This window comes from Stenotrophomonas maltophilia R551-3 (genome assembly GCF_000020665.1).
GTDB classification, from domain to species: domain Bacteria; phylum Pseudomonadota; class Gammaproteobacteria; order Xanthomonadales; family Xanthomonadaceae; genus Stenotrophomonas; species Stenotrophomonas maltophilia_L.
Genome location: NC_011071.1, coordinates 1 through 20575, shown reverse-complemented (window position 1 = coordinate 20575; position 20575 = coordinate 1). Strand labels below are relative to the sequence as shown.

At 63.0% G+C, this 20575-nt stretch carries 16 protein-coding genes; all 16 read right to left on the bottom strand.

Features of this window, described 5'->3' with window-relative positions:
• Position 1 precedes the first annotated feature (1 nt).
• The 16 genes from SMAL_RS00080 to dnaA all read right to left on the bottom strand — a co-directional run bounded on the left by SMAL_RS00080 (position 2) and on the right by dnaA (position 20361).
• On the bottom strand, positions 2 to 3226 hold the full coding sequence (locus SMAL_RS00080; RefSeq protein WP_012509605.1) for a DUF6531 domain-containing protein: 3225 nt from the start codon (positions 3224 to 3226) through the stop codon (positions 2 to 4).
• Positions 3227 to 3396: 170 nt separating this feature from the next.
• Entirely contained in the window at positions 3397 to 4488 is a 1092-nt protein-coding gene (locus tag SMAL_RS00075; RefSeq protein WP_012509604.1) for a PA0069 family radical SAM protein, read from the bottom strand.
• Between the two features lie 143 nt (positions 4489 to 4631).
• Positions 4632 to 5375, bottom strand: coding sequence for a pyridoxine 5'-phosphate synthase (locus tag SMAL_RS00070; protein ID WP_004132724.1), 744 nt, complete (start codon positions 5373 to 5375; stop codon positions 4632 to 4634).
• A 9-nt stretch (positions 5376 to 5384) separates the two neighbouring features.
• Positions 5385 to 5654, bottom strand: a complete 270-nt coding sequence (locus tag SMAL_RS00065; RefSeq protein WP_004132720.1) for a hypothetical protein — start codon at positions 5652 to 5654, stop codon at positions 5385 to 5387.
• Positions 5655 to 5694: 40 nt separating this feature from the next.
• A complete protein-coding gene (gene cls, locus SMAL_RS00060) occupies positions 5695 to 7155 on the bottom strand; it encodes a cardiolipin synthase (RefSeq protein WP_004132717.1) in 1461 nt (486 codons plus the stop codon).
• 150 nt (positions 7156 to 7305) lie between these two features.
• Positions 7306 to 7719, bottom strand: a complete 414-nt coding sequence (locus SMAL_RS00055; protein WP_004132666.1) for an ExbD/TolR family protein — start codon at positions 7717 to 7719, stop codon at positions 7306 to 7308.
• Between the two features lie 3 nt (positions 7720 to 7722).
• Positions 7723 to 8148, bottom strand: coding sequence for an ExbD/TolR family protein (locus tag SMAL_RS00050; protein ID WP_012509603.1), 426 nt, complete (start codon positions 8146 to 8148; stop codon positions 7723 to 7725).
• 60 nt (positions 8149 to 8208) lie between these two features.
• Positions 8209 to 8970, bottom strand: a complete 762-nt coding sequence (gene exbB, locus SMAL_RS00045) for a TonB-system energizer ExbB (RefSeq protein WP_004132614.1) — start codon at positions 8968 to 8970, stop codon at positions 8209 to 8211.
• A gap of 95 nt (positions 8971 to 9065) precedes the next feature.
• Complete coding sequence (locus SMAL_RS00040) at positions 9066 to 9734, bottom strand: energy transducer TonB (protein ID WP_012509602.1); 669 nt, start codon at positions 9732 to 9734, stop codon at positions 9066 to 9068.
• 143 nt (positions 9735 to 9877) lie between these two features.
• The gene (locus SMAL_RS00035; protein WP_006404770.1) at positions 9878 to 11065 is read right to left on the bottom strand and encodes a tetratricopeptide repeat protein; all 1188 of its coding nucleotides are present in this window, start codon (positions 11063 to 11065) and stop codon (positions 9878 to 9880) included.
• A gap of 132 nt (positions 11066 to 11197) precedes the next feature.
• Positions 11198 to 12004 (bottom strand): M48 family metallopeptidase, encoded by an 807-nt coding sequence (locus SMAL_RS00030; protein ID WP_006404768.1) that lies wholly within the window; start codon positions 12002 to 12004, stop codon positions 11198 to 11200.
• A 71-nt stretch (positions 12005 to 12075) separates the two neighbouring features.
• Positions 12076 to 12921: a CPBP family intramembrane glutamic endopeptidase gene (locus SMAL_RS00025; protein ID WP_012509601.1), complete on the bottom strand. Its 846-nt coding sequence runs from the start codon at positions 12919 to 12921 to the stop codon at positions 12076 to 12078.
• 67 nt (positions 12922 to 12988) lie between these two features.
• Positions 12989 to 15448 carry a DNA topoisomerase (ATP-hydrolyzing) subunit B gene (gene gyrB, locus SMAL_RS00020; protein ID WP_006404690.1) on the bottom strand — a complete coding sequence of 820 codons (2460 nt, stop codon included), beginning with the start codon at positions 15446 to 15448 and terminating at the stop codon, positions 12989 to 12991.
• A gap of 112 nt (positions 15449 to 15560) precedes the next feature.
• Entirely contained in the window at positions 15561 to 16655 is a 1095-nt protein-coding gene (recF, locus tag SMAL_RS00015; protein ID WP_012509600.1) for a DNA replication/repair protein RecF, read from the bottom strand.
• A gap of 997 nt (positions 16656 to 17652) precedes the next feature.
• Positions 17653 to 18753: a DNA polymerase III subunit beta gene (dnaN, locus tag SMAL_RS00010; protein WP_006404569.1), complete on the bottom strand. Its 1101-nt coding sequence runs from the start codon at positions 18751 to 18753 to the stop codon at positions 17653 to 17655.
• Positions 18754 to 19029: 276 nt separating this feature from the next.
• Positions 19030 to 20361: a chromosomal replication initiator protein DnaA gene (gene dnaA / locus SMAL_RS00005; RefSeq protein WP_012509599.1), complete on the bottom strand. Its 1332-nt coding sequence runs from the start codon at positions 20359 to 20361 to the stop codon at positions 19030 to 19032.
• Positions 20362 to 20575 lie beyond the last annotated feature (214 nt).

Sequence of the window (20575 nt, the reverse complement as noted above, 5' to 3'; positions counted from 1 at the left end):
ATCACATCGGCGCCTCGCAGGTGGTGCTGTTTGGCGGGCAGTACCAATCCGCGTTTTCTACCGCGATCATGGTGTAGGGCCGGGGTCCCCAAGCCATACCGTTGGTCGCCATCTGGGCAATGTATGCAAAGCTCCTGATCCCGATGCCATCGTGGTAGGGCGCGACGTCGATGCTGAACGATGCAATCCCTCCAGGGGACACCGGCCCGGCCAGTGCTCGGGATTGATCCAGCTGGTCCTGGCCCCATGCAAGGTAAGTGTTTCCATCCCATACGACGTTGCCTGTGTTGCGGACCTGTATGGTCAACGTGCTTTGCCGTCCATTGGTGATGTTGGTGGGATAGGCATTGAAGGAAACGAACTCCGCACTCCGCACAACGGCTGGGACGGTGAAAGTGCCCGAGCGATTGATGGTCAGATGATCACCACCCCACGGCGAGATGCCATGAACATAAAGCGCCTTGCCACCATGCGCTGATCGCAGATTGCCATCGAGTGGAATCTTGAACCAATACGCATTTCCGCGTGCTTGGCAAGCGCTGGCGACGTTGCCGTCCGTTGCGAGGTTGGCACGACCACTGGCAACAAAGGTGCCCCCTGCCCAAGCGGAGTTTCCTGCATAGACGTGCACATCGATCGATGAGTCCACGCCGATCGAGCAGGCCCAGCCTTCCAGGAAGAAGTTCCAGTTTCCGTCCTGGGTCACGCCGCCGATATCACCAACGATTTTTGCCGTTGGAATCGCGAGCACCCCAGAGTTCGGAAGCGGTCGGTCCTGGCCGCGCCCCTGCGGAGATTGGCCGTAGATGGAAAACTTGCGACCGCCCAACTGTTGCCTCTGGGCTAGCGATATCGGCAACTGATACCTATAGGCACTCCCTGATGCTTGGCACGCCGCGGCAACTCCTGGCTCGCTGGCAAGGTTTGCTTGAGTGCTACCCAGGTAGACGTTGCCATCGGCGTAACCATCCACCTGGATGGATCCCGCCGATCCGGTGGAGCAGGCCCAACCTCGAACGAACCAGTTCCACTGGCCGTCGTGGGTGATTTCATCAATCATCCCCTTTACGACCGTATCCATCGGATAGTCGGTTTGTGAAACCTCAGTGCGCGTGCGATTGGAAGCGTTGTTGTAGCTATGACGGATCCACGCCCACTTGCCGTCTCCCATCGAACGGACTTCCTGTGTCAGGCGGCGCCCTGCATCGTAGCCGTAGCGGACTGTCACGCCATCAGGCTGGGTAAGCGAGGCGATGTCACCTGCAGCGGTGTAGCCAATGGCGGTAGTCGCCCAGCCGGTTCCCGAACTGGTTCTGTCGGATACAACGCGGCCGCGGCCGTCATACGTCAGCTCTCGCACACCACCATTCGCATTGACGATGCGTCCCGGCAACCCCAATCCGTTGTAGTTGGAATAGCTGATCGTATGACCGAGTGCGTTGGTGACGCTGGTCAGATCGCCTTGGCCGTTGAACACGGAGGTGACGTCGTCCTGCGCAAGCGGTCCATCGACTTTGATCGAGGCCTTCAATCCGTTTGCGTGATAGGTATACGTGCTCCGGGTCACTCGTGTCTGGCTGGGTACGCCACGTGCCGTCAGATTGCGCTCGGTTGCGCTGGCCACGTTTCCGCGATCGTCATAGGAGTAGGCAACCTCGAGGTCACCCACCACCGTTGTCTTGAGGAGTCTGTTCCGCGTGGTATCCCACTCCTGCAACGTTGTACGTTCGGCCGAGCTGCCGACAGCTTCCACCCGCTTCAGCAGGTAACCCTGAGCGCTGTAGTCGAAGTTGGTCAGATTGTCCTGGAAGTCATGGACCAGATCCGGGTATCCATTGGCGTCATAACTCTGCTCCTTGTAGCTGGCAGGGCAGTTCGGCGACGGATCACCCTTGGTCGATACCATCTTTCCGTCCTTGAACGTGTAAGTGGTGCTACGGCCAAGAGGGTTGATCACAGTGACATCAATATCGACGGGCCGCGTAAGGCCCGGCGCAGCGGCGGCCGTCATACCGAGAGCGCTCTCCATCGGCAGCGAGTCAACAGGCAGCGAGCGCGGTTGATAGCAGATGCGTGAGCCTCCGGTGCGCTGTTCGCACCATCCACGCTCTTCGTCGGCGCGGACACCGCCGGGTCGAGTCGGTGCGGGCGGCGGGAGCACCGGTTCGGTGCTGCGCACGGCATAGCTGAAGCGGAATCGCTCAATGCCACCGTTGTGCTCCGTGCTGATGGCGCGCCGCTCCGCGTCGTACGCAAAAGTGGAATAGCGCACGCCATCAAAGGACTTGCCAGTCAGGGCACCCGGGAAGCGAGCATCTTCGTAGTGGTAGCTGATCGTCGTCGCTGGTGTGCCTGGCAGCGTCGAGCTGGCAAGCCGGCCACGTCCGTTCCCGAAAACATTGGGGGTATAGGTGTAGCGATAGACGTTGCCGGCTGGATCGGTCACCTGGCTTACCTGTCCATTGGCCCAACCAAAGCTGACGCTGCGTCCCGAGGAGTGGGTCACCTTCTGCAGATAGCGGTCAGCATAGGAGAACGTCCAGCTCACGCCCTGCTCATTGCTGAGTCGGGTGATATAGCCCTCGACGTTGTAGGTCTCCGTACCGTTGTTTTCGTTTCGAAGCGTAAACGTGCCATCGCCGTTCGCGGAGAGGTACGCGATGGGCTGGGCCTTGTCCTCATACCAGCGACCGCTGGCAGGATCCTTGAGGTACTTGATGCGGCGACCGTCAGGCCGTTGCACCCACGCCAGCTGATTTGCATCGGTGAATGCGAGCGAATAATCGAAGTTGCTCAGCCAGTGATTGCCGAACAGCCCGGTCGCGCTCCAATAGTGATTGTAGTTGCGCTGCAGGAACAGTCCCATTTCGCCCTGACTGGCGAAATCAAGTTCTGGTTCAACCTTGTTGCCGCTGTAGAGCACGACGGGATTGCCCTTACGACCATTGCAGTCCTTCTCTTTGTCATCGGTCGGCTGCTCCTTCGCGGTTTCGGTCGGAATTGCACCGCCGCCGCCGCCATTGTCCATTTGAGACTCGGACAGGTGGACACCACTGCCGCCGCCAAATCCAAAACCACCTACACCGCCACCTCCAGCAGGGCGTTTGGCGGTGACTTGAACGGTTTCGAGAGTGTTTGCCGCCGTTGCCAATGTCATCGGCAGGGAAAGCAGCGGCAGAAGAAGAAGACGGGACTTCAGAGTGTTCCGTGTTGCAAAGTGCATCATGCGCTCGCCTATCTCCTCATCCGAGACCGAGTCATTCAGTCATCGGGGATTCATGTTTGTGGCGAGTTTATGACGGCCCTACGTCAGCTTGCAATAGATGGAGACGTACTTTCATGCATTGCGCGTCGCTGGGCGAGCGATGGTAGGTAGGTAGCCAAGTTGTACGTGCGTCAGAACAACGACCCCTGCGGCGAATCCTTCCTCGGTGGCAACGGCTTCTGGAACCGGCTGCAATCCAGCTTCGGCCAATGGCTGTTCTGCGCATTGAAGCCCAGACGTTTGCGCGCCAGCTTGAAGCGGTTGTTCAACAGATCGGCATACACGCCTTGGCCCCGCATGCGCGTGCCGAACTGGCTGTCGTAGTCCTTGCCGCCGCGCAGCTGCTGGATGGTACTCATCACATGTGCGGCGCGATCTGGATGATGGGTGTCCAGCCACTCGCGGAACAGCGGCGCCACTTCAAGCGGCAGGCGCAGCAGCACATAACCGGCGGTGCTCGCACCTGCGTCGTGTGCGGCCTCCAACACCGCTTCCAGTTCGCTGTCGTTGATCCACGGAATCACCGGCGCCACCATCACGCCCACCGGAATGCCGACCTCATGCAGACGCTTCATCGCGCGCAGCCGTGCGTGTGGCGCCGACGCGCGCGGTTCCAGCTTCGCGGAGAGATGCGGGTCCAGCGAGGTCACCGAGAAATGCACGCTGACCAGGTTCTCCGCGGCCAGCGGCGCAAGCAGATCGATATCGCGCTCGACCAGCGCGTTCTTGGTGATCAGCGAGAAGGGATGCTTGGTCTCCAGCATCACTTCAATCAGCTGGCGGGTCAGTTTGAACTTGCGCTCGATCGGTTGGTACGCATCGGTGTTGATGCCCAGCGCGATCGGTTGCGGCACGTAGCCCGGTTTCGACAGTTCCTTGCGCAGCAGCTGGGGCGCATTGGTCTTGGCGAACAGCTTGGTCTCGAAGTCCAAGCCTGGCGACAGGTTCAGATAGGCATGCGAGGGGCGCGCGAAGCAGTAGGAGCAGCCGTGCTCGCAACCGCGGTAGGGATTCACCGATTGACTGAAGCCGACGTCGGGCGAGTTGTTGCGGGTGATGATGCTGCGCGCGGTTTCGGCGCGCACTTCGGTGCGCAGGCGAGGGGCAAGGAACTCCTCGCTCTCGTCGACCGCCCAGCCATCGTCCACCGCCTCGCTGACGGTGCTTTCAAAGCGCCCGGCAAGATGGGACGTGGAACCTCGGCCCTTGATCGCAATACCCATGGCGGCAGATTACGTCGCAGTCGTCTCAGCGGCTGCGACGGGCGCCTGAAGGGTTCAGCCCTCTTGTAGAGTCGCGCCATGCTCGACTCCCGCAGGGTGGCCAAGACTGAAGTCGAGCATGGCGTGACGCTACAGGGAAGGGGTCAGAGCAGCGCCAAGTACCCGCGCACCGTGGCATCCAGCCCGTCGTACAGGGCCTCACCGATCAGCGCGTGGCCGATCGACACCTCCAGCACGTCCGGCACGTTGGCCAGGAAATCACGCAGGTTGTCCTGCGACAGGTCGTGTCCGGCGTTGACGCCCAGTCCGACGGCCTGCGCTCGACGGGCAGCGGTGGCAAAGAGCGTCAGCATCGCGCCGGCATCGCCCGCCGCATGCGCTTCGGCGTAGGGGCCGGTGTACAGCTCGATGCGGTCGGCACCGACCTCGGCCGCCTGCTCCAGCAACGGGTTGCCGGCGTCGACGAACAGACTGACCCGGCAACCCATCGCCTTCAGTTCGGCGATCAGCGGGCGCAGGCGCTCGGCATCGCGCTCGAAGTCGAAGCCATGATCGGAGGTGATCTGGCCGTCGCTGTCCGGCACCAGGGTAGCCTGCGCCGGACGGGTCTGTGCACACAGCGGCAGCAGCCCCGGATAACCCTCGCGCGGTGGTGCGAACGGATTGCCTTCGATGTTGAACTCCACCCCACGCGCACGGGTCAGCGTGGACAGGGCCAGCACGTCCTCGGCGGTGATGTGGCGGCGGTCCGGCCGCGGGTGCACGGTGATGCCATGCGCGCCGGCATCCAGGCAGGCCTGGGCCGCACGCACCACGTCCGGTTCGGCACCGCCGCGCGAATTGCGCAGGACGGCGATCTTGTTGACGTTGACGCTGAGCTGGGTCATGGAACGGAACTACTTGGAAAGAGGGGACGGATCGTGTTCGTCGGGGGCGGCGCTGCGACGGGCCTGGGCCTGTTCGCGCAGGCGGCGCAGTTCCTCGGCGTCGACCAGGGTAGCGGGATCACGCTGCAGGTCGCCGAAGCGTGCCACGTAGCGGCCGCGTACCCAGGCCAGCAGGAAGGCGAGGGCGGCCAGCAGGCACAGGGTCATCAACCCGGCATTGGGCGTCTTCAGGGCGAAGGCGAAACAGCCCAGCGCCAGCAGCAGGTACAACCAGTACATAGTCGGGCTCCCCGGATGATCGCCGCAGTGTAGCGCTGCGTCAGAGCAGCGGCGAGGCCAGCCGTGCGAAGGCCTCGGGCAGGCGGTGCAGCCACAGCGAACGGCCGGCCTGGTCATTCACCCGGGTGGCCCTTTCAAACTCGCCCTCCAGCAGTTCGGCCAGGGCGGCAACACGACCTCGATCGCTGATCATCATCGATAGTTCGAAGTTCAGCCGGAAGCTGCGGTGGTCGAAGTTGGCGCTGCCGACGATGCAGACGTCGTCATCGGCGATGAAGGCCTTGGTATGCAGCATGCGAGGGCCGTACTCGTAGATCTTCACCCCGGCATGCAGCAGCTCGTCAAAGTAGGAGCGGGCGGCCTGGGTGACGAACCAGGAATCGCTCATCTTCGGCACCAGCAGGCGGACGTCCAACCCGCCCAGCGCGGCCGAGGTCAGTGCCATCCGCGCCGCTTCGCCCGGGACGAAGTAGGGCGTGACCAGCCAGACCCGCTCGTGCGCTTCCTGGATCGCTGCTACGTGCAGGCGATGGATGGTCTCCCAGCCCGAATCCGGGCCGGACACCAGTACCTGGGCATTGATCGGGCCATCGCCCCGCAGGGGCATGTCGGCTGGCCACAGACGCGCGATATCCATCCGCGAGGGGTCCTGTCCACTGGCGTACAGCCAGTCCTCGGCGAACACCAGCTGCAGGCTTCGCACCACGTGACCACGGATGCGCATGTGCAGATCACGGTATGCGTCGGTCCTGCGGCTTTCGTCCTCGTCGTCGGTGATGTTGATGCCACCGGTGAAGGCCAGGCGACCATCGACAATCACCAGCTTGCGGTGGGTGCGCAGGTTCAACCATGGGCGCTTGAACGGCTTCAGCAGCTGCCGTGGGTGGAACCAGATCGCTTCACCACCGGCATCGAGCAGGGGTTGCAGGAAGCGCCGCGGCAGGGCGGATGAGCCCACCGCATCGAGCAGCAGGCGCACCTGCACGCCGGCCCGCGCACGTTCCACCAGCGCGTCGCGCAGGGCGGTGCCGGCATGGTCCGGGTTGAAGATGTAGTACTCCAGATGCACGTGATCGCGTGCCTGCGCGACAGCTTCAAGCAGCGCGGCGTAGGTGGCTGCACCATCCACCAGCCAGGTCACTTCGGTGGCACTGCTCGGTGCCAGCCCGGTGGTGGCCTGCGCGATCTTGGCCAGCTCGGTGCAGTCGGCATCGGGCGGGCACACGTCGCTGTAGTGCTCCATGCCCGAGCGCGCACGCCCACGACGCAGGCGCTGCCGCTTCACCTTCTGCGGGCCCAGCAGGTAATAGATGAAGAGGCCGAGATAGGGCAGCAGCGCCAGCGACAGGATCCAGCTCAGGGTGGCGACCGGCTCGCGCTTCTGCAGCATGATCCAGCCCGCCAGCGCGAACAGGTACAGCAGATAGGCCACCGCCAGGATCGTGCCGAGGTGGGCGATGCCATCCAGCCAGTGGCGCAGGGAGTCGAAGAGGGCGAGCATCCGCCGATCATAACGGGCGCGTGCAGCCTGATGGGGTCAGATCCCTCTTCCTGTAAAAAAGGGATCTGACCACGACAGGCAGAAAAAAGACGCCCCTGTTTCCAGGGGCGTCTGCAGTCGCGTCATGACTGTTGTATTGCGGTATTGCGTTTACTGCTGCACAAAACCGATCTTCTTCATCTGAGCGTTCTTCGCGGCGGCCAGGACCTTGGCCATCACGTCGTACTCGGAATCCGGGCTGGCGTCGATGCGCAGTTCCGGCTGGTTGGTCGGGTCACGCTGGACCTCCTGCTCCATCCGCTGCTGCAGCTCGCTCGCATTGATCGGGCTGTTGTTCCACGAGACCTGGTTGCTGGCGTCGATCTTCAACTCGATCGGCGGCGGCGGTTCGACCAGCTGCGGCGGTGGGTTGAGCACGCGCTGCGGCAGGTCCACGGCGATCGGGTACGTCATGATCGGCGCGGTCACGATGAAGATGATCAGCAGCACCAGCATCACGTCCACGAGGGGCGTGACGTTGATGTCGGCCATGGGGCCCTTGCCACCACCACTACTGAATGCCATGGCTTATTGCCCCTTTTCTTTGGTCGCAACGAAGCCGACGTCCAGCATGCCCTGTTCCTGCGCGATCTTGGTCATCTCGTTGATGACGCGCATCTTGGTGGTGCGGTCACCACGCAGGTTCAACGGCGGCTGCGGGGTCTGCTGGGCGGCGGTCGCCAAGCGCGACTCGAGAGTCTGCTTGTTGATTTCTTCGTCGTTCCAGTAGATCGAGCCATCTTCCTTGACTGCCAGGGTGATGGGACCCTTGCGATCGTTGGTGTCGTCCGGCTTCTGGACCAGGTTGGCCTCCGGCAGATCCACCTTGACCTTGTGGGACATCAGGGGCGCCGTGATGATGAAGATGATCAGCAGCACCAGCATCACGTCCACGAGGGGCGTAACGTTGATGTCGGCCATGGGGCCGCCGCTGTTACCACTACTGAAAGCCATAACGGGCTCCGTCTAGATCTTGGTGACTACTTACTTCGTCGCAGGTACAGCGCGTCGCAATTAGCGGACGCGCGAACCGGTGGCGAAGAAGTCGTGCAGGTCGTGCGCGAAGGTATCGAACTTGCTGATGGTCGCGCTGTTGATCTTGCTGAAGAAGTTGAAGGCGAACACGGCCGGGATCGCGACGAACAGACCGATCGCGGTCATGATCAGCGCTTCACCCACCGGGCCGGCAACGGCGTCGATCGAAGCGGAGCCGGTGGCACCGATCTTGATCAGCGCGCCGTAGATGCCCCACACGGTACCCAGCAGACCGACGAACGGAGCGGTCGCGCCGACGGTGGCCAGCAGGGTCATGCCCGACTGCAGCTTGTTGCTTTCGCGGGTCACGGCCTGACGCAGGGCACGGTCGACGAACTCCGAACGGCTCAGGTTCTCACCCACGCCACCGGTGGCGCCGCCTTCAGCGCGCTGGTGGTGGGCAGCTGCCTGGGCAGCGTCCAGAGCGATCTTCGAGAACGGCTCCGAAGCCGGCTGCTCTTCCATCGCACGGATGGCGTCCTGCGCGTTCGGGGTGTCCCAGAACAGGCTGACGACGCGATCAGCGGCGCTCTTCAGGCGGGTAGCACGGAAGATGTTGATGACGGTCCAGTACCAGGACATGGCCGACATCACGACCAGGGTCAGCAGCACGACCCAGGAGACCGCGAAATCACCCGGCTTGGTGGTCATTTCGTGGATCAGATGCTCGAAGCCCATCTGCGACAGGGCGTTGGACGGATTGCCCCCGGCAGCAGCGGCGATGAAAATTTCCTGCAGCATGACGCTTACCTTTGTTGTGTGTGGTGATAAAGGGTGTAGCTAAGCTAAACAATCGAACTGCGGGCGAGGGTGGCCAAGAGGCCACCCGGGCCGAATCAGTTCAGTGCAAAGTTGACCGGGACGCGGACGCGGCCAGCAGCCTTCTTACCGCCAGCTTCGGCGGCGTTGAAACGCCACTTCCGGGCAGCTTCCATCGCAGCACGGTCCAGGTCGCGGTTACGGCTGGACTTTTCCACCGTGACATTGGTGACGTTGCCACTGGCATCGACATCAATGATCAGGATCACTTCGCCCTGGATACCAGCGCGGAAGGCTGCCGGCGGGTAGCGCGGCGGATTCATGGCCTTCGACGAGATGTCCACGCTGGCCTCGATCGAGGTCGGCGGGGCCGGCGGCGACGGCGGCGACGGCGGGGTGACGATGTCGCTCGGGCGCGGCTCCGGCACGTCCACGACCGGCGCCTGCGGCGGCGGCGGAACCGGCGACGGCTTCGGCGGCGACAGATTCTTCACCGGCGGCGGCGGAGTATCCGTCGGCGGCGGCGGCGGCGGCGGCGGGGGTGGCGGCGGCGGCGCGTCTACGATGGTCACCATGACGTTGCGCTCCTTCTCAGCCACGGCCTTGGGAGCCACGGCGGGGATGAGGAGCATCATGAAGGCGGCCAGATGCAGGGCAATTACAAACGCGATGCCGACGATGCGAGGCCAGCTCAGCCCCTTGTCATCGGGTTGTTCGTACCGGTGAACGACTAGTTGTTCCGTCATGCGCCAAGAGCTCAATAGTGGGGCCGGGATGCCGGGGGCGGAATCCCTGATCAGCGGTGCATGACACCGCAGGAACCTCCAAGCTTATACCAATCCTGAGCGCCTGCGCATCAACTGAGCAGGCATTCAGGCGTTATTCCTACTTACTTCAGGTTGATGATTTTCTTGGCATCAGCCTGGTTCTTCACGCCCTTCGCCAGCGCCTGCTGGGCGGCCTGCTTGGCCTCGGGGACGCGACCTTCGGCATGCAGGACGCGTGCCAGGTTCAGGTAGGTCTCACCGTCCTTGGAAAGCGGGGCGGCCTTCTGCCACGCATCGATCGCCTGCGGCACCTGGTCGGAGTAGTAGTAGGACTGGGCCAGCGCCAGGTAGACCTGGTAGTCCGGCTTCAGGATGCCCTTCTGCAACCCTTCGTTGATGACCGCGATGACGTCCTTTTCCTTGTGCTCGGTATTGGCATAGATCGAGTACAGCTGCTTGTACTCGCGCTCTTCGGTGAGCTGGCCGCTGCTGCGCAGCTTGTCCATCACCGTGGCAGCCTTGTCCATCTGGTCGGCCTGCATGTACATGCTGGCCAGGTTCAGCTGGGCCTTCTTGTCGCTGGGGTTCTTGGCGGCCAGCGCCTCGGCTTCCTTGACCGCTTCACCGGACTGGCCGGCTTCGGACAGGGCCGCCATCAGCAGCTGGTTCCAGTTGTCCTTCGGTTCGGCGGAGCCGGCGATGGCCTGCTTCAGCACCGGGATCGCTTCCTGGTAGCGCTCCAGCTGGTACAGCGCCTGGCCCTTGGCGATCAGTTCTTCCGGCTTGGTCGACTTGCTCTCGGCGAAGTACTTGTCCAGGGTCGCCAGGCCTTCGGCGGTCTTGTCTTCCTGCAGCTCCAGCTGGCCCAGCATCAGCATCGACTGGAAGTGGCCGTTGTTGTCCAGGCCGTTGAACTGCAGGACCTGCTTCAGGTAGGCCACGGCCGCCGGGGTGTCCTCGGTCTGGTAGGCAGCCTGCGAAGCCAGCTGCGCGGCCAGCGACTTGTCGTACTCGTTCGCGGCGCTGTCAGCCAGGATCGCGTCGGCCTGGGTACGGGTCTCCGGGAACTTTTCCTTGTTGTAGCTGTCGATCATTTTCTGCAGCTTGCTGCCCATCTTGGCAGAGGCCTTGACCGTCGGCTCCTGGCGGGTCGCGTTCGGGTACAGCGCCTCGGCCTTGGCCTGCTTGCCGCCGCGGTTGCCACGCTCGGAGGAGCGCGAGGACTGCGCGAAGGCATCGGTGACCACGGCGCCGGTCAGGGCGGTCGCGACGAGGACGGAAAGCACAGCTTTGTGGTTACGGAAAATCATCGTTCACCTCGATCGAACCGCCGGTTAGCGGCAAAGTCGGACTGTCAGAAAAATCTGAGCCGCCAAACGTATCAGAAACAGATGGCGTGAGAAATCGTTTTATGTGCTGCAATACAGCATGAAACTGCGCACTCATCCGCACTTTGGCCGCAGCCCAGCCGCCTGCGCCTGCTGATAGACCGGGGTCAGGCCCGGCGCATCGCGTCGCAGTTCCTGGATCCGGTTGGCCGGATCAGGGTGGGTGGAGAGCCATTGTGGGCTACGACCGCCGCTGGCGGCCATCATGTTCTGCCACAGATCGACGGCCTGCGCGGGGTTGAACCCTGCCTGCGCCATCAGCCGTTGGCCGATTACGTCGGCTTCGCTTTCCTGGGTGCGCGAACCCGGCAGCAGGAAAGCGGTCTGCGCGCCCATGCCGCCGAGCTGATTGACGGTACTGGCGGCGCCTTCTCCATAGGCGGCACCGGCCAGCGCACCGAGCACGGCGAGGCCGGTCTGTGCGCCCATCTGGCGGGTGATGCGTTCTTCGTGATGGCGGGCGATGACGTGGCCGATTTCATGGCCGATTACGGCAGCCAACTGGTCCTGGTTCTTGGCCACGGTGAAGATGCCGGTGTTCACACCGACCTTGCCCCCGGGCAGGGCGAATGCGTTGGGCTCCTTGTCGACGAACACCGCCGTCTCCCACCGTACGCCACGGTATTGAGGCGGGAGCTGCGCGACCAGGGCGTTGACCACGCACTGTACATAGCCGTTCTGGCGGCCATCGGTGCTGATCTTTTCCTTCTGCTTGGTCTCGGCGAACGCCTGCGCACCGAGCTGGTCCAGCTGCGCCTGCGACACGCCACCGACCATCTGCCGACGGCCGGTGGGTGAGGTTGTGGTCGCACAGGCGCTGACCAACGTGGTGATGACAAGGGCCAACAGCAGGTGTTTCATGGGTGCACCCCCGTGTTCATATGCGCAGTGTGTAGCGTAACGGCTTAATCTTTCGTCAAGCGGACACGGCGTTACGTTGATCCCAGGAACACCATCGCGGCAAGTGCGACAGCGTTGTTCAGTGCATGGGCTGTAATCGCCGCCCACAGCGTGCCGGTGCGCTGGTACAACCAGCAGAACGCGGCGCCCATGCCACCGTAGACCAGCCACAGCTGGGCCATGCCCAACAGTGAATTCCTGCTCACCCCAGGCACTTCGTGGACCAGCGCGAAGGCCAGGCTGCTGAGGATCACTCCCAACCAGGGACGGCCAGCCTGCCACAGGCGGCCGAACAGCACGCGGCGGAACAGCAGCTCCTCATAGGCAGGCGCCAGCACGACCGCGAACAGCACCAGGAACAGCGGGAAACGCGCGATCGCGTTCTGCATCAGTTCCACGTTGGTGGGCACCGGCGCGATGCCGAACTGTTTGGCCAGGAAGGCGATGCCGTTGCTGCCCAGCACGATCAGCAAGGCCACCAGCACGGTCCAGCCCCAGGTCGAGGGCTGCCGCAGCGCCTGTCGTGAAGCCAGGCGTTCGGCCGCATTGGCCGGGCGCCGCCAGAAGTACAGCAGCAGGGCGGCTCCACCGGTGGCGATCAGGGCCATCAGGATCTGCGCCAGGGCCCCCGGCTGGCCGACGGCCGCCGTTGTTTCTGCCGGCGACAGGGCGCCGCCGTTGGCCTGTGCATTGGCGTAGCCAACCACGATGGCGCGATAGAAGCCCCAGAGCAGGCCGGTGACCATGCTCAGGCCGAACAGGGTGACGGCAGCAATGCCCAGGTCGATGAAGAAGCCTGCCAACGGGGAACCCGCACGCGGCGCGGTGGACGCCGGCGGAACCGGAGGCGGGGCGGAAACCGGGGCGGAAGCGGACATCAGGTACCTGCGTTCAAGGGTCGAAAGCCGGTGCGCCTCCCCGCGCACCGGCCATGATCCGATTGTGTCAGATATCCAGGTTTGCGACCTTCAGCGCGTTGTCTTCGATGAAATCGCGACGCGGTTCGACGACATCACCCATCAAGGTGCTGAAGATCTGGTCAGCTGCGACGGCATCTTCGATACGCACCTGCAGCAGTCGGCGGGTCTCCGGGTTCACCGTGGTGTCCCACAACTGCTCCGGATTCATTTCACCCAGACCCTTGAATCGCTGGATCTGGCGGCCGCGCTTGGCCTCCTCGAGCAGCCAGTTCTGCGCCTTGGCGAACGTGTCCACTTCGATCGACTTGGCGCCACGTGAAATGATCGCGCCTTCGCGGACCAAGCCATGCAGCAGCGAGGACGCCTGGTGGATCGCACGCAGTTCACCGCTTTCGAAGGCCGACAGCGGCAGCACCTGGATCAGCTCTTCGCCCATGTGGCGGCGGGTCACCAGCACGGCTGCCGGGCGCTGCTCGTTGGCTTCCTGCAGCTCCAGGGTGAAGCGCGGGCTGCCCAGGCTGCCCTGGTTGAGGCGCTTGGCCAATGCATCCAGGCCTTCGCCTTCGCCGGCATTGCGCAGGCTGTCCATGTCCATCGGGACGAAGTCGACCAGCGCTTCGAGCACGTTGCGGTCGTAGCGGTGTGCGTTGCGCTCGATCGAATCCTGCGCGGCGGCGTAGGTCAGCAGCAGCTTTTCCAGCGCCAGGCCTTCGATGCCCGGTTCACCGGTGGCCGGCACCAGCGCAGCGTTTTCCACCGCACTGCTGGCCAGGTAGCTGTCCAGCGCCGGGTCGTCCTTCAGGTACAGCTCCTGCTTGCCCTGCTTGATCTTGTACAGCGGCGGCAGGCCGATGTAGACGTAACCGCGCTCGATCAGCTCCGGCATCTGACGGTAGAAGAACGTCAGCAGCAGCGTGCGGATGTGGGCGCCGTCGACGTCGGCGTCGGTCATGATGATGATCTTGTGGTAGCGCAGCTTGTCCGGGTTGTACTCGTCGCGGCCAATGCCGGTGCCCAGCGCGGTGATCAGCGTACCGACCTGGTCAGAGGCCAGCATGCGGTCAAAGCGCGCGCGTTCCACGTTGAGGATCTTGCCGCGCAGCGGCAGCACCGCCTGGTTCTTGCGGTTGCGGCCCTGCTTGGCCGAGCCACCTGCCGAGTCACCCTCGACGATGAACAGTTCGGACAGCGCCGGATCCTTTTCCTGGCAGTCGGCCAGCTTGCCCGGCAGGCCGGCGATGTCCAGCGCACCCTTGCGGCGGGTCAGGTCGCGGGCCTTGCGCGCGGCTTCACGGGCACGCGCGGCGTCGACGATCTTGCCGGCGATCGCCTTGGCTTCGTTCGGGTTTTCCTGCAGGAACTCTTCCAGCCGCGCACCGAAGGCGTTTTCCACGGCGGGGCGCACGTCGGAGCTGACCAGCTTTTCCTTGGTCTGGCTGGAGAAACTGGGATCGGGCACCTTCACCGACAGCACCGCGATCATGCCTTCACGCATGTCGTCGCCGGTCAGGTTGATCTTGGCCTGCTTGGCGATGCCGTTCTGCTCGATGTAGTTGTTGAGCACGCGGGTCAGCGCGCCGCGGAAGCCGGCGAGGTGGGTACCACCGTCCTTCTGCGGGATGTTGTTGGTGAAGCAGTACATCGTCTCCTGATAGGAGTCGGTCCACTGCAGCGCCACATCCACCACGATGTTGTTGTGCTCGCCGGTGACCGAGATGACGTTCGGGTGCAGCGGGGTCTTCAGCTGGGCCAGATGCTCGACGAAGCTGCGAATACCGCCTTCGTAGTGGAAGTCATCGCGGCGGCCATCACCACGCTCGTCGGCCAGCACGATCTTGACGCCGGAATTCAGGAACGACAGCTCACGCAGGCGACGGGCCAGGATGTCGTAGTGGTATTCCACGTTGTCGTGGAACGCCACGGTCGACGGCCAGAAGCGCACCGTGGTACCGCGCTTGGTGGTGCTCTCCAGCTTTGCCAGCGGGGTGACCGCGGCGCCGTTGCTGAATTCCTGCTGGTAGTGGAAACCGCCCTGGAACACGTCCACCAGCAGCTTCTGCGAGAGCGCGTTGACCACGCTGACGCCGACGCCATGCAGGCCACCGGAAACCTTGTAGCTGTTGTCGTCGAACTTGCCGCCTGCGTGCAGGACGGTCATCACCACTTCGGCAGCGGACACTTCGCGGCCGAGCTTGGCGCTCATCTGCTCGTGCTTGCCCGTCGGAATGCCGCGACCGTTGTCGGACACCGAAACCGAGCCGTCGGCGTGGATCGTCACCGCCACGTGGTCGGCATGGCCGGCGAGGGCTTCGTCGATGGAGTTGTCGACCACCTCGAACACCATGTGGTGCAGGCCGGTGCCGTCATGGACGTCACCGATGTACATGCCTGGGCGCTTGCGGACAGCCTCCAGGCCTTCCAGGGCCGTAATGCTGTTGGCGTCGTAGTTGCCGTTGTTTGCCGGGGTGTTCTGTTCGTCGCTCATTGCGCTTGCCGTAGGCTCCGCAGGTCGGGCACCGCTTGGGGCGATGCGCCGAGAATGAAAGGATTCCAACCCGAATTATACCAGCCGGGGTCGAGCGGCCCTGTTGTACCCACTATGGCACAGCCACGATCTGTGCATGTTCCACGTGGAACCGGGCGATATGGGTCAGCTCCTGCAGCGCCGCCGGGGTTTCGGTGGCGGTGACGAATATCTGGGCCGGCCCGCCGAGCAGGCGCTCCAGTACCCGTGCCTGGTGGGTACGATCCAGCTCCGAGGCCAGGTCATCCAGGGCGATGACCGGCCATTCCCCGCGCTGTTCCGCATAGTCTTCGGCCTGGGCCAGCAGGCAGGCCAGGGCTGTCAGCTTGGCCTGGCCACGGGACAGCGCATCACGGCCAGGAATGTTGTGGAAGTCCACGCTCCAGTCCGCCCGGTGCGGCCCGACGGAGGTGTAGCCCGCTTGCCGGTCGCGTTCGCGGGCCAGCAGCAGCGCATCGGCCAACGGCAACTCGTGGCGACGCCAGCCCGGACTCAGTTCCATCGCCTGGATACCCAGCTGGGGAGCCAGTTCCGCCGCAAGTGCCACGGTCCGTTGCTGCAGCCGTTCCAGATAGTGCTGGCGGCGGCTGGTCAGCGGTTCGCCTGCCTCGGCCAGCTCGTGGTCCCAGGTATCCAGCATCCGCGAAGGCCCGCCCTGTTTGAGCAGTGCATTGCGTTGCTTGAGCGCCCGGGAGTAGCGGCGCCACAGGGATAGAAAATCCGGTTCCACGTGGAACAAGCCCCAATCGAGGAATCGGCGGCGGGGTTCGCCGCCCCCGCTGACCAGTGCGTGGCTGCCTGGTTCAAAGGTCACCACCGCCAAGGCAGCACAGAGGTTGCCGAGCTGGGCAACGTCTTCGCCATCCAATCGTCCCTTCCAGTCCTGGCCACTGTGGCGCAGACCGGCCTTTCGCCGATGAGGAGGGTGGCTGGCGCGCTGTTCATCCCATTCCACGAAGATCTCCAACGCTTCCTGGCCCTGACGGACCAGACCATCACGTACCCGGCCGCGGAAGCTGCGCCCATAGGCCATCAGGTGCAGGGCCTCAAGAATGCTGGTCTTGCCGGCGCCGTTGTCTCCGGTCAGCAGGTTCAAGCCCGGCTGCGGAGAGAGCTCCACCGCATTGAAGCGACGCAGTTGGTGCAAGGCAAGGCGGCGGATCTGCATGGGGCGCGAAGGACCATCCGCACAGGGCGGTAGAGGAGCGGGGAATCCATCAGCTTACTGCATCGGTCAAGCCCGGCGGGTGCAGCGGGGTCCTTGCCACGCACGACACCGCCGGCGCTGACCTGATGCTGGGTTCCACGTGGACAACGATTGCCGCAATGGCGATGCCAGGGCCCGCACTCGGCGCAAAATCCTTCAAATCTGTGCGCCCTGGCAGGGGGCTGACCCGCAGATTTCAACGATTTCAGTGCCACTTCCAGGATCTTCAGCAGCGAGCACCAGCCGCCACCGGATCTACACCTGCAGATTCCTTGAAATCCGGGAAGCCCCAGCCCGCGAGGTTCCACAGATTTCAAAGAAATTCGCACTGCCGTTTCACGCTATCCACAGCAGGACTGTATGACTTATACACAAGGTATGGGCAATCTGTGGATAAAAAAGGCGTTCAGCGCTCCGTCTGAAACTATCCACAGGTTCCCCCCCAGCCCCAGGGCCCGCTATACAGGGGGTTTCAGACCAACAAATCTCTTTTAAATCATATAGATAAGCTGTTTTTCCACGAAATCTGGCCCTACCATCACCACCATGCTTTAGATTTATACCCAGATTTAAAAGCTTTGCAGGCCCCGAATCATCCGCCACCAGCCCTGTGGACAGTGGCGTCAGCAGGCGCTGCAGATCGATCGCTGAGCCCCCGCAAATCGTCTCAACTTCAGCTTTCCTGGAAGCACTCCCTCGCTCTGCGGATTCACAGGCACAACTCGTTCTCGGCAACGTCGCGATGACGTTGGAAGCAGCCATCGAATTGGGGGCGCTCTTCGTCAACGCAGGCAGCACTTCATGCCACAAGTGATCGAAGAGAAGCGGAGCATCCGAAAGAACCGGCAGGCAGGACTCAGTTCCGCAAATCCCTCGATGACGATGCTCCACGTGGAACAAAAAAAACGCCCGGGAAGATCCCGGGCGTTGTTCGGTTCCACGTGGAACAGCGCAGATGTCAGAGACGCAGCGGCATCACCACGTGGCGCGACTTCTCGCTGCTGGATTCACGCACCAGCGCCGAGGAGTTGGAATCGCGCAGCTGGATGATGACTTCCTCGTCGCGCAGGGCGGACAGGGCATCCAGCAGGTAGTTCACGTTGAAGCCGATGGCCAGGTCGCTGACGGTGGTGTCCGCCTCGATCTCTTCCTGGGCCTCTTCCTGCTCCGGGTTGTGCGCACTGATCTTGAGGTTGCCCGGCGAGACTTCCACGCGGATACCGCGGTACTTCTCGTTGGACAGGATCGCCGCACGCTGCAACGACGCACGCAGCGACTCACGGTTCACCTTGACCTCGCGATCGGCGCCGATCGGGATCACTGCTTCGTAGTCCGGGAAGCGGCCATCGATCAACTTCGAGGTGAAGGTGACATCGTCGCGCTTGACGCGCACGTGGCTACGGCCGACTTCCAGCTCGATCTCGCGGTCGCCGCTTTCCAACAGGCGCTGCAACTCGGTCACGCCCTTGCGCGGCACGATGATCTGGCGCTTGGAACCGCTGGGCTTGGCCAGATCGGTTTCGCACAGGGCCAGACGATGACCGTCAGTGGCGACCGTACGCAGCGCATCACCACGCAGGTCGAACAGCAGGCCGTTGAGGTAGTAGCGCACGTCCTGCTGGGCCATCGCGAACGCGGTGCGTTCGATCAGCTCCTTCAGGGTCGCTTCGCCGATCGCAACGCGCTCGGTGGCTTCCACTTCATCCACCGACGGGAAGTCGTTGGAGGGCAGGGTTGCCAGGGTGAAGCGGCTGCGGCCTGCCTGCACGGTGATCTTGTCACCGGTCTGCGAGACGGTGATCCGGCTGCCATCGGGCAGGGCGCGGATGATCTCAAACAGCTTGCGGGCGGGGATCGTGGTTTCGCCGTCCTGCGCATCTTCAACCGCGATCCGCGACACCATTTCCACTTCCAGATCGGTACCGGTCAGCGACAGCTGGCCGTTCTGCACCTGGACCAGGAAATTGGCCAGAACCGGAAGGGTCTGGCGGCGTTCGACCACGTTGACGACCTGTGCCAACGGCTTGAGAAAGGCTTCGCGCTGCAGTGTGAAACGCATGTGGTTCCGTGCCCCTATGCTTTAAAAAGATGTGGAATAAATCAAAAGCTTGGTGGTGATGGTAGAGCCAGAATCGCTGGAAAACACAGCTAAGTCTTTGTAATAAAAGAAGTTTCAGGCCTCGAAACCCTCTGCACTACCAGCCCCCAAGGGGTGGGGAAAGCTGTGGATAAATTTACCGCGAAATCGAACGGCTTTTTTATCCACACCCTGTCCCGCGCTTGCTACCGGATTTTGCACCGTTTTATGCGATGACGCCTTATCGGCGGACGTGCATCATTCGCTCAGCTTCCGGATCAGCTTGTCCCAGTCCTCGCGGAGCTTGCCGTCGGCCTCCATCAGGGTGCGGATCTGACGGCAGGCATGCAGCACCGTGGTGTGGTCGCGACCGGCGAAGGCGTCGCCGATCTCAGGCAGGCTGTGCTCGGTCAGCTCCTTGGTCAGGGCCATGGCGACCTGGCGCGGACGAGCCAGCGAACGGGTCCGGCGCTTGGACAGCAGATCCTTGATCTGCAGGCCGTAGTAGTCGGCAACCGTTTTCTGGATGTTGGGAATGCTGATCGCCTGCTGCTGGGCGCGCAGCAGATCGCGCAGAGTTTCCTGGGCGAATTCAGTGGTGATCGCACGGCCGGTGAAATTGGCACGAGCGGTCAGGGTATTCAGCGCGCCCTCGAGGTCGCGCACGTTGGAGCGCATCTTCTTGGCGATCAGGAACGCAACATCATCGGGAATCTCGGCACCGCGCTCGCGGGCCTTGGCCAGCACGATCGCCGCGCGGGTCTCGAAGTCCGGCGGTTCGATCGCGACCGACAGGCCCCAGGCAAGCCGCGACTTCAGGCGCGCTTCCAGGCCTTCAACTTCGCGCGGATAGCGGTCGCAGGTCAGGATGATCTGCTGCTTGCCATCGAACAACGCGTTGAAGGTGTGGAAGAACTCTTCCTGGGTGCGGTCCTTGCCGGCGAAGAACTGGATGTCATCGATCAGCAGCGCGTCCACCTGCTGGAACTGGCGCTTGAACTGATCCATGGTCTTTTCCTGCAAGGCCCGGATCATCGCGCTGAAGAACTGTTCCGAGCGCAGGTACAGCACCTTCGCCCCCGGGTTGGCCTGGCGCATGGCGTTGCCGGCGGCGAACATCAGGTGGGTCTTGCCCAGGCCGGTGCCTCCGTACAGCAGCAGCGGATTGTGCGCACGGTCGCCCGGCTTCTGCGCCGCCTGGAAGGCAGCGGCCAGGCCCAGCTGGTTGCTGCGGCCTTCGACGAAGTTGGCGAAGGTGTAGTGATTGTCCAGGTTGCCGGCGAACGGTACCTGCGGTTCGCTGGAAACATGTGCCGACGGCGTGGAAAACGGCGCGTTCTGCGCCTCCACGGGCCGCGGGCGCGAGCCGATTTCAAGAAAAACGTCGCTGAAACCGGCGAAGTGGGCCAGCAGTTCGCGGATCCGGGCCAGGTACAGTTCGCGTACCTGGTCGACGATGAAGGCATTCGGTGCATACAGCACCAGGCTGTCCACGCGCAGATCGGCCTGCAGTGGCTTCAACCAGGTGTGAACGTCTTCCGGCGGGAACTCCGCTTCGAGGCGCTCGAGACTACGGGACCAGGCATCCATCAGCAATAATCGTCCGGTGGCCGGGGCATGGACGCGACAAGGCGCCCAAACACAGGCCGGAAAGGGGGGAAATGGATGGCTCAGACTACCACCGAGCGCAGGGCTTCGGAATGCTTGTCCCCTACTTATTCACAAAAACATCCACAGCTATTGCACAGGCCGGTGAATTCGCGTAGCTCCAAGGGGTTGACGCGGGGTGGGGTACCTCTCTAAA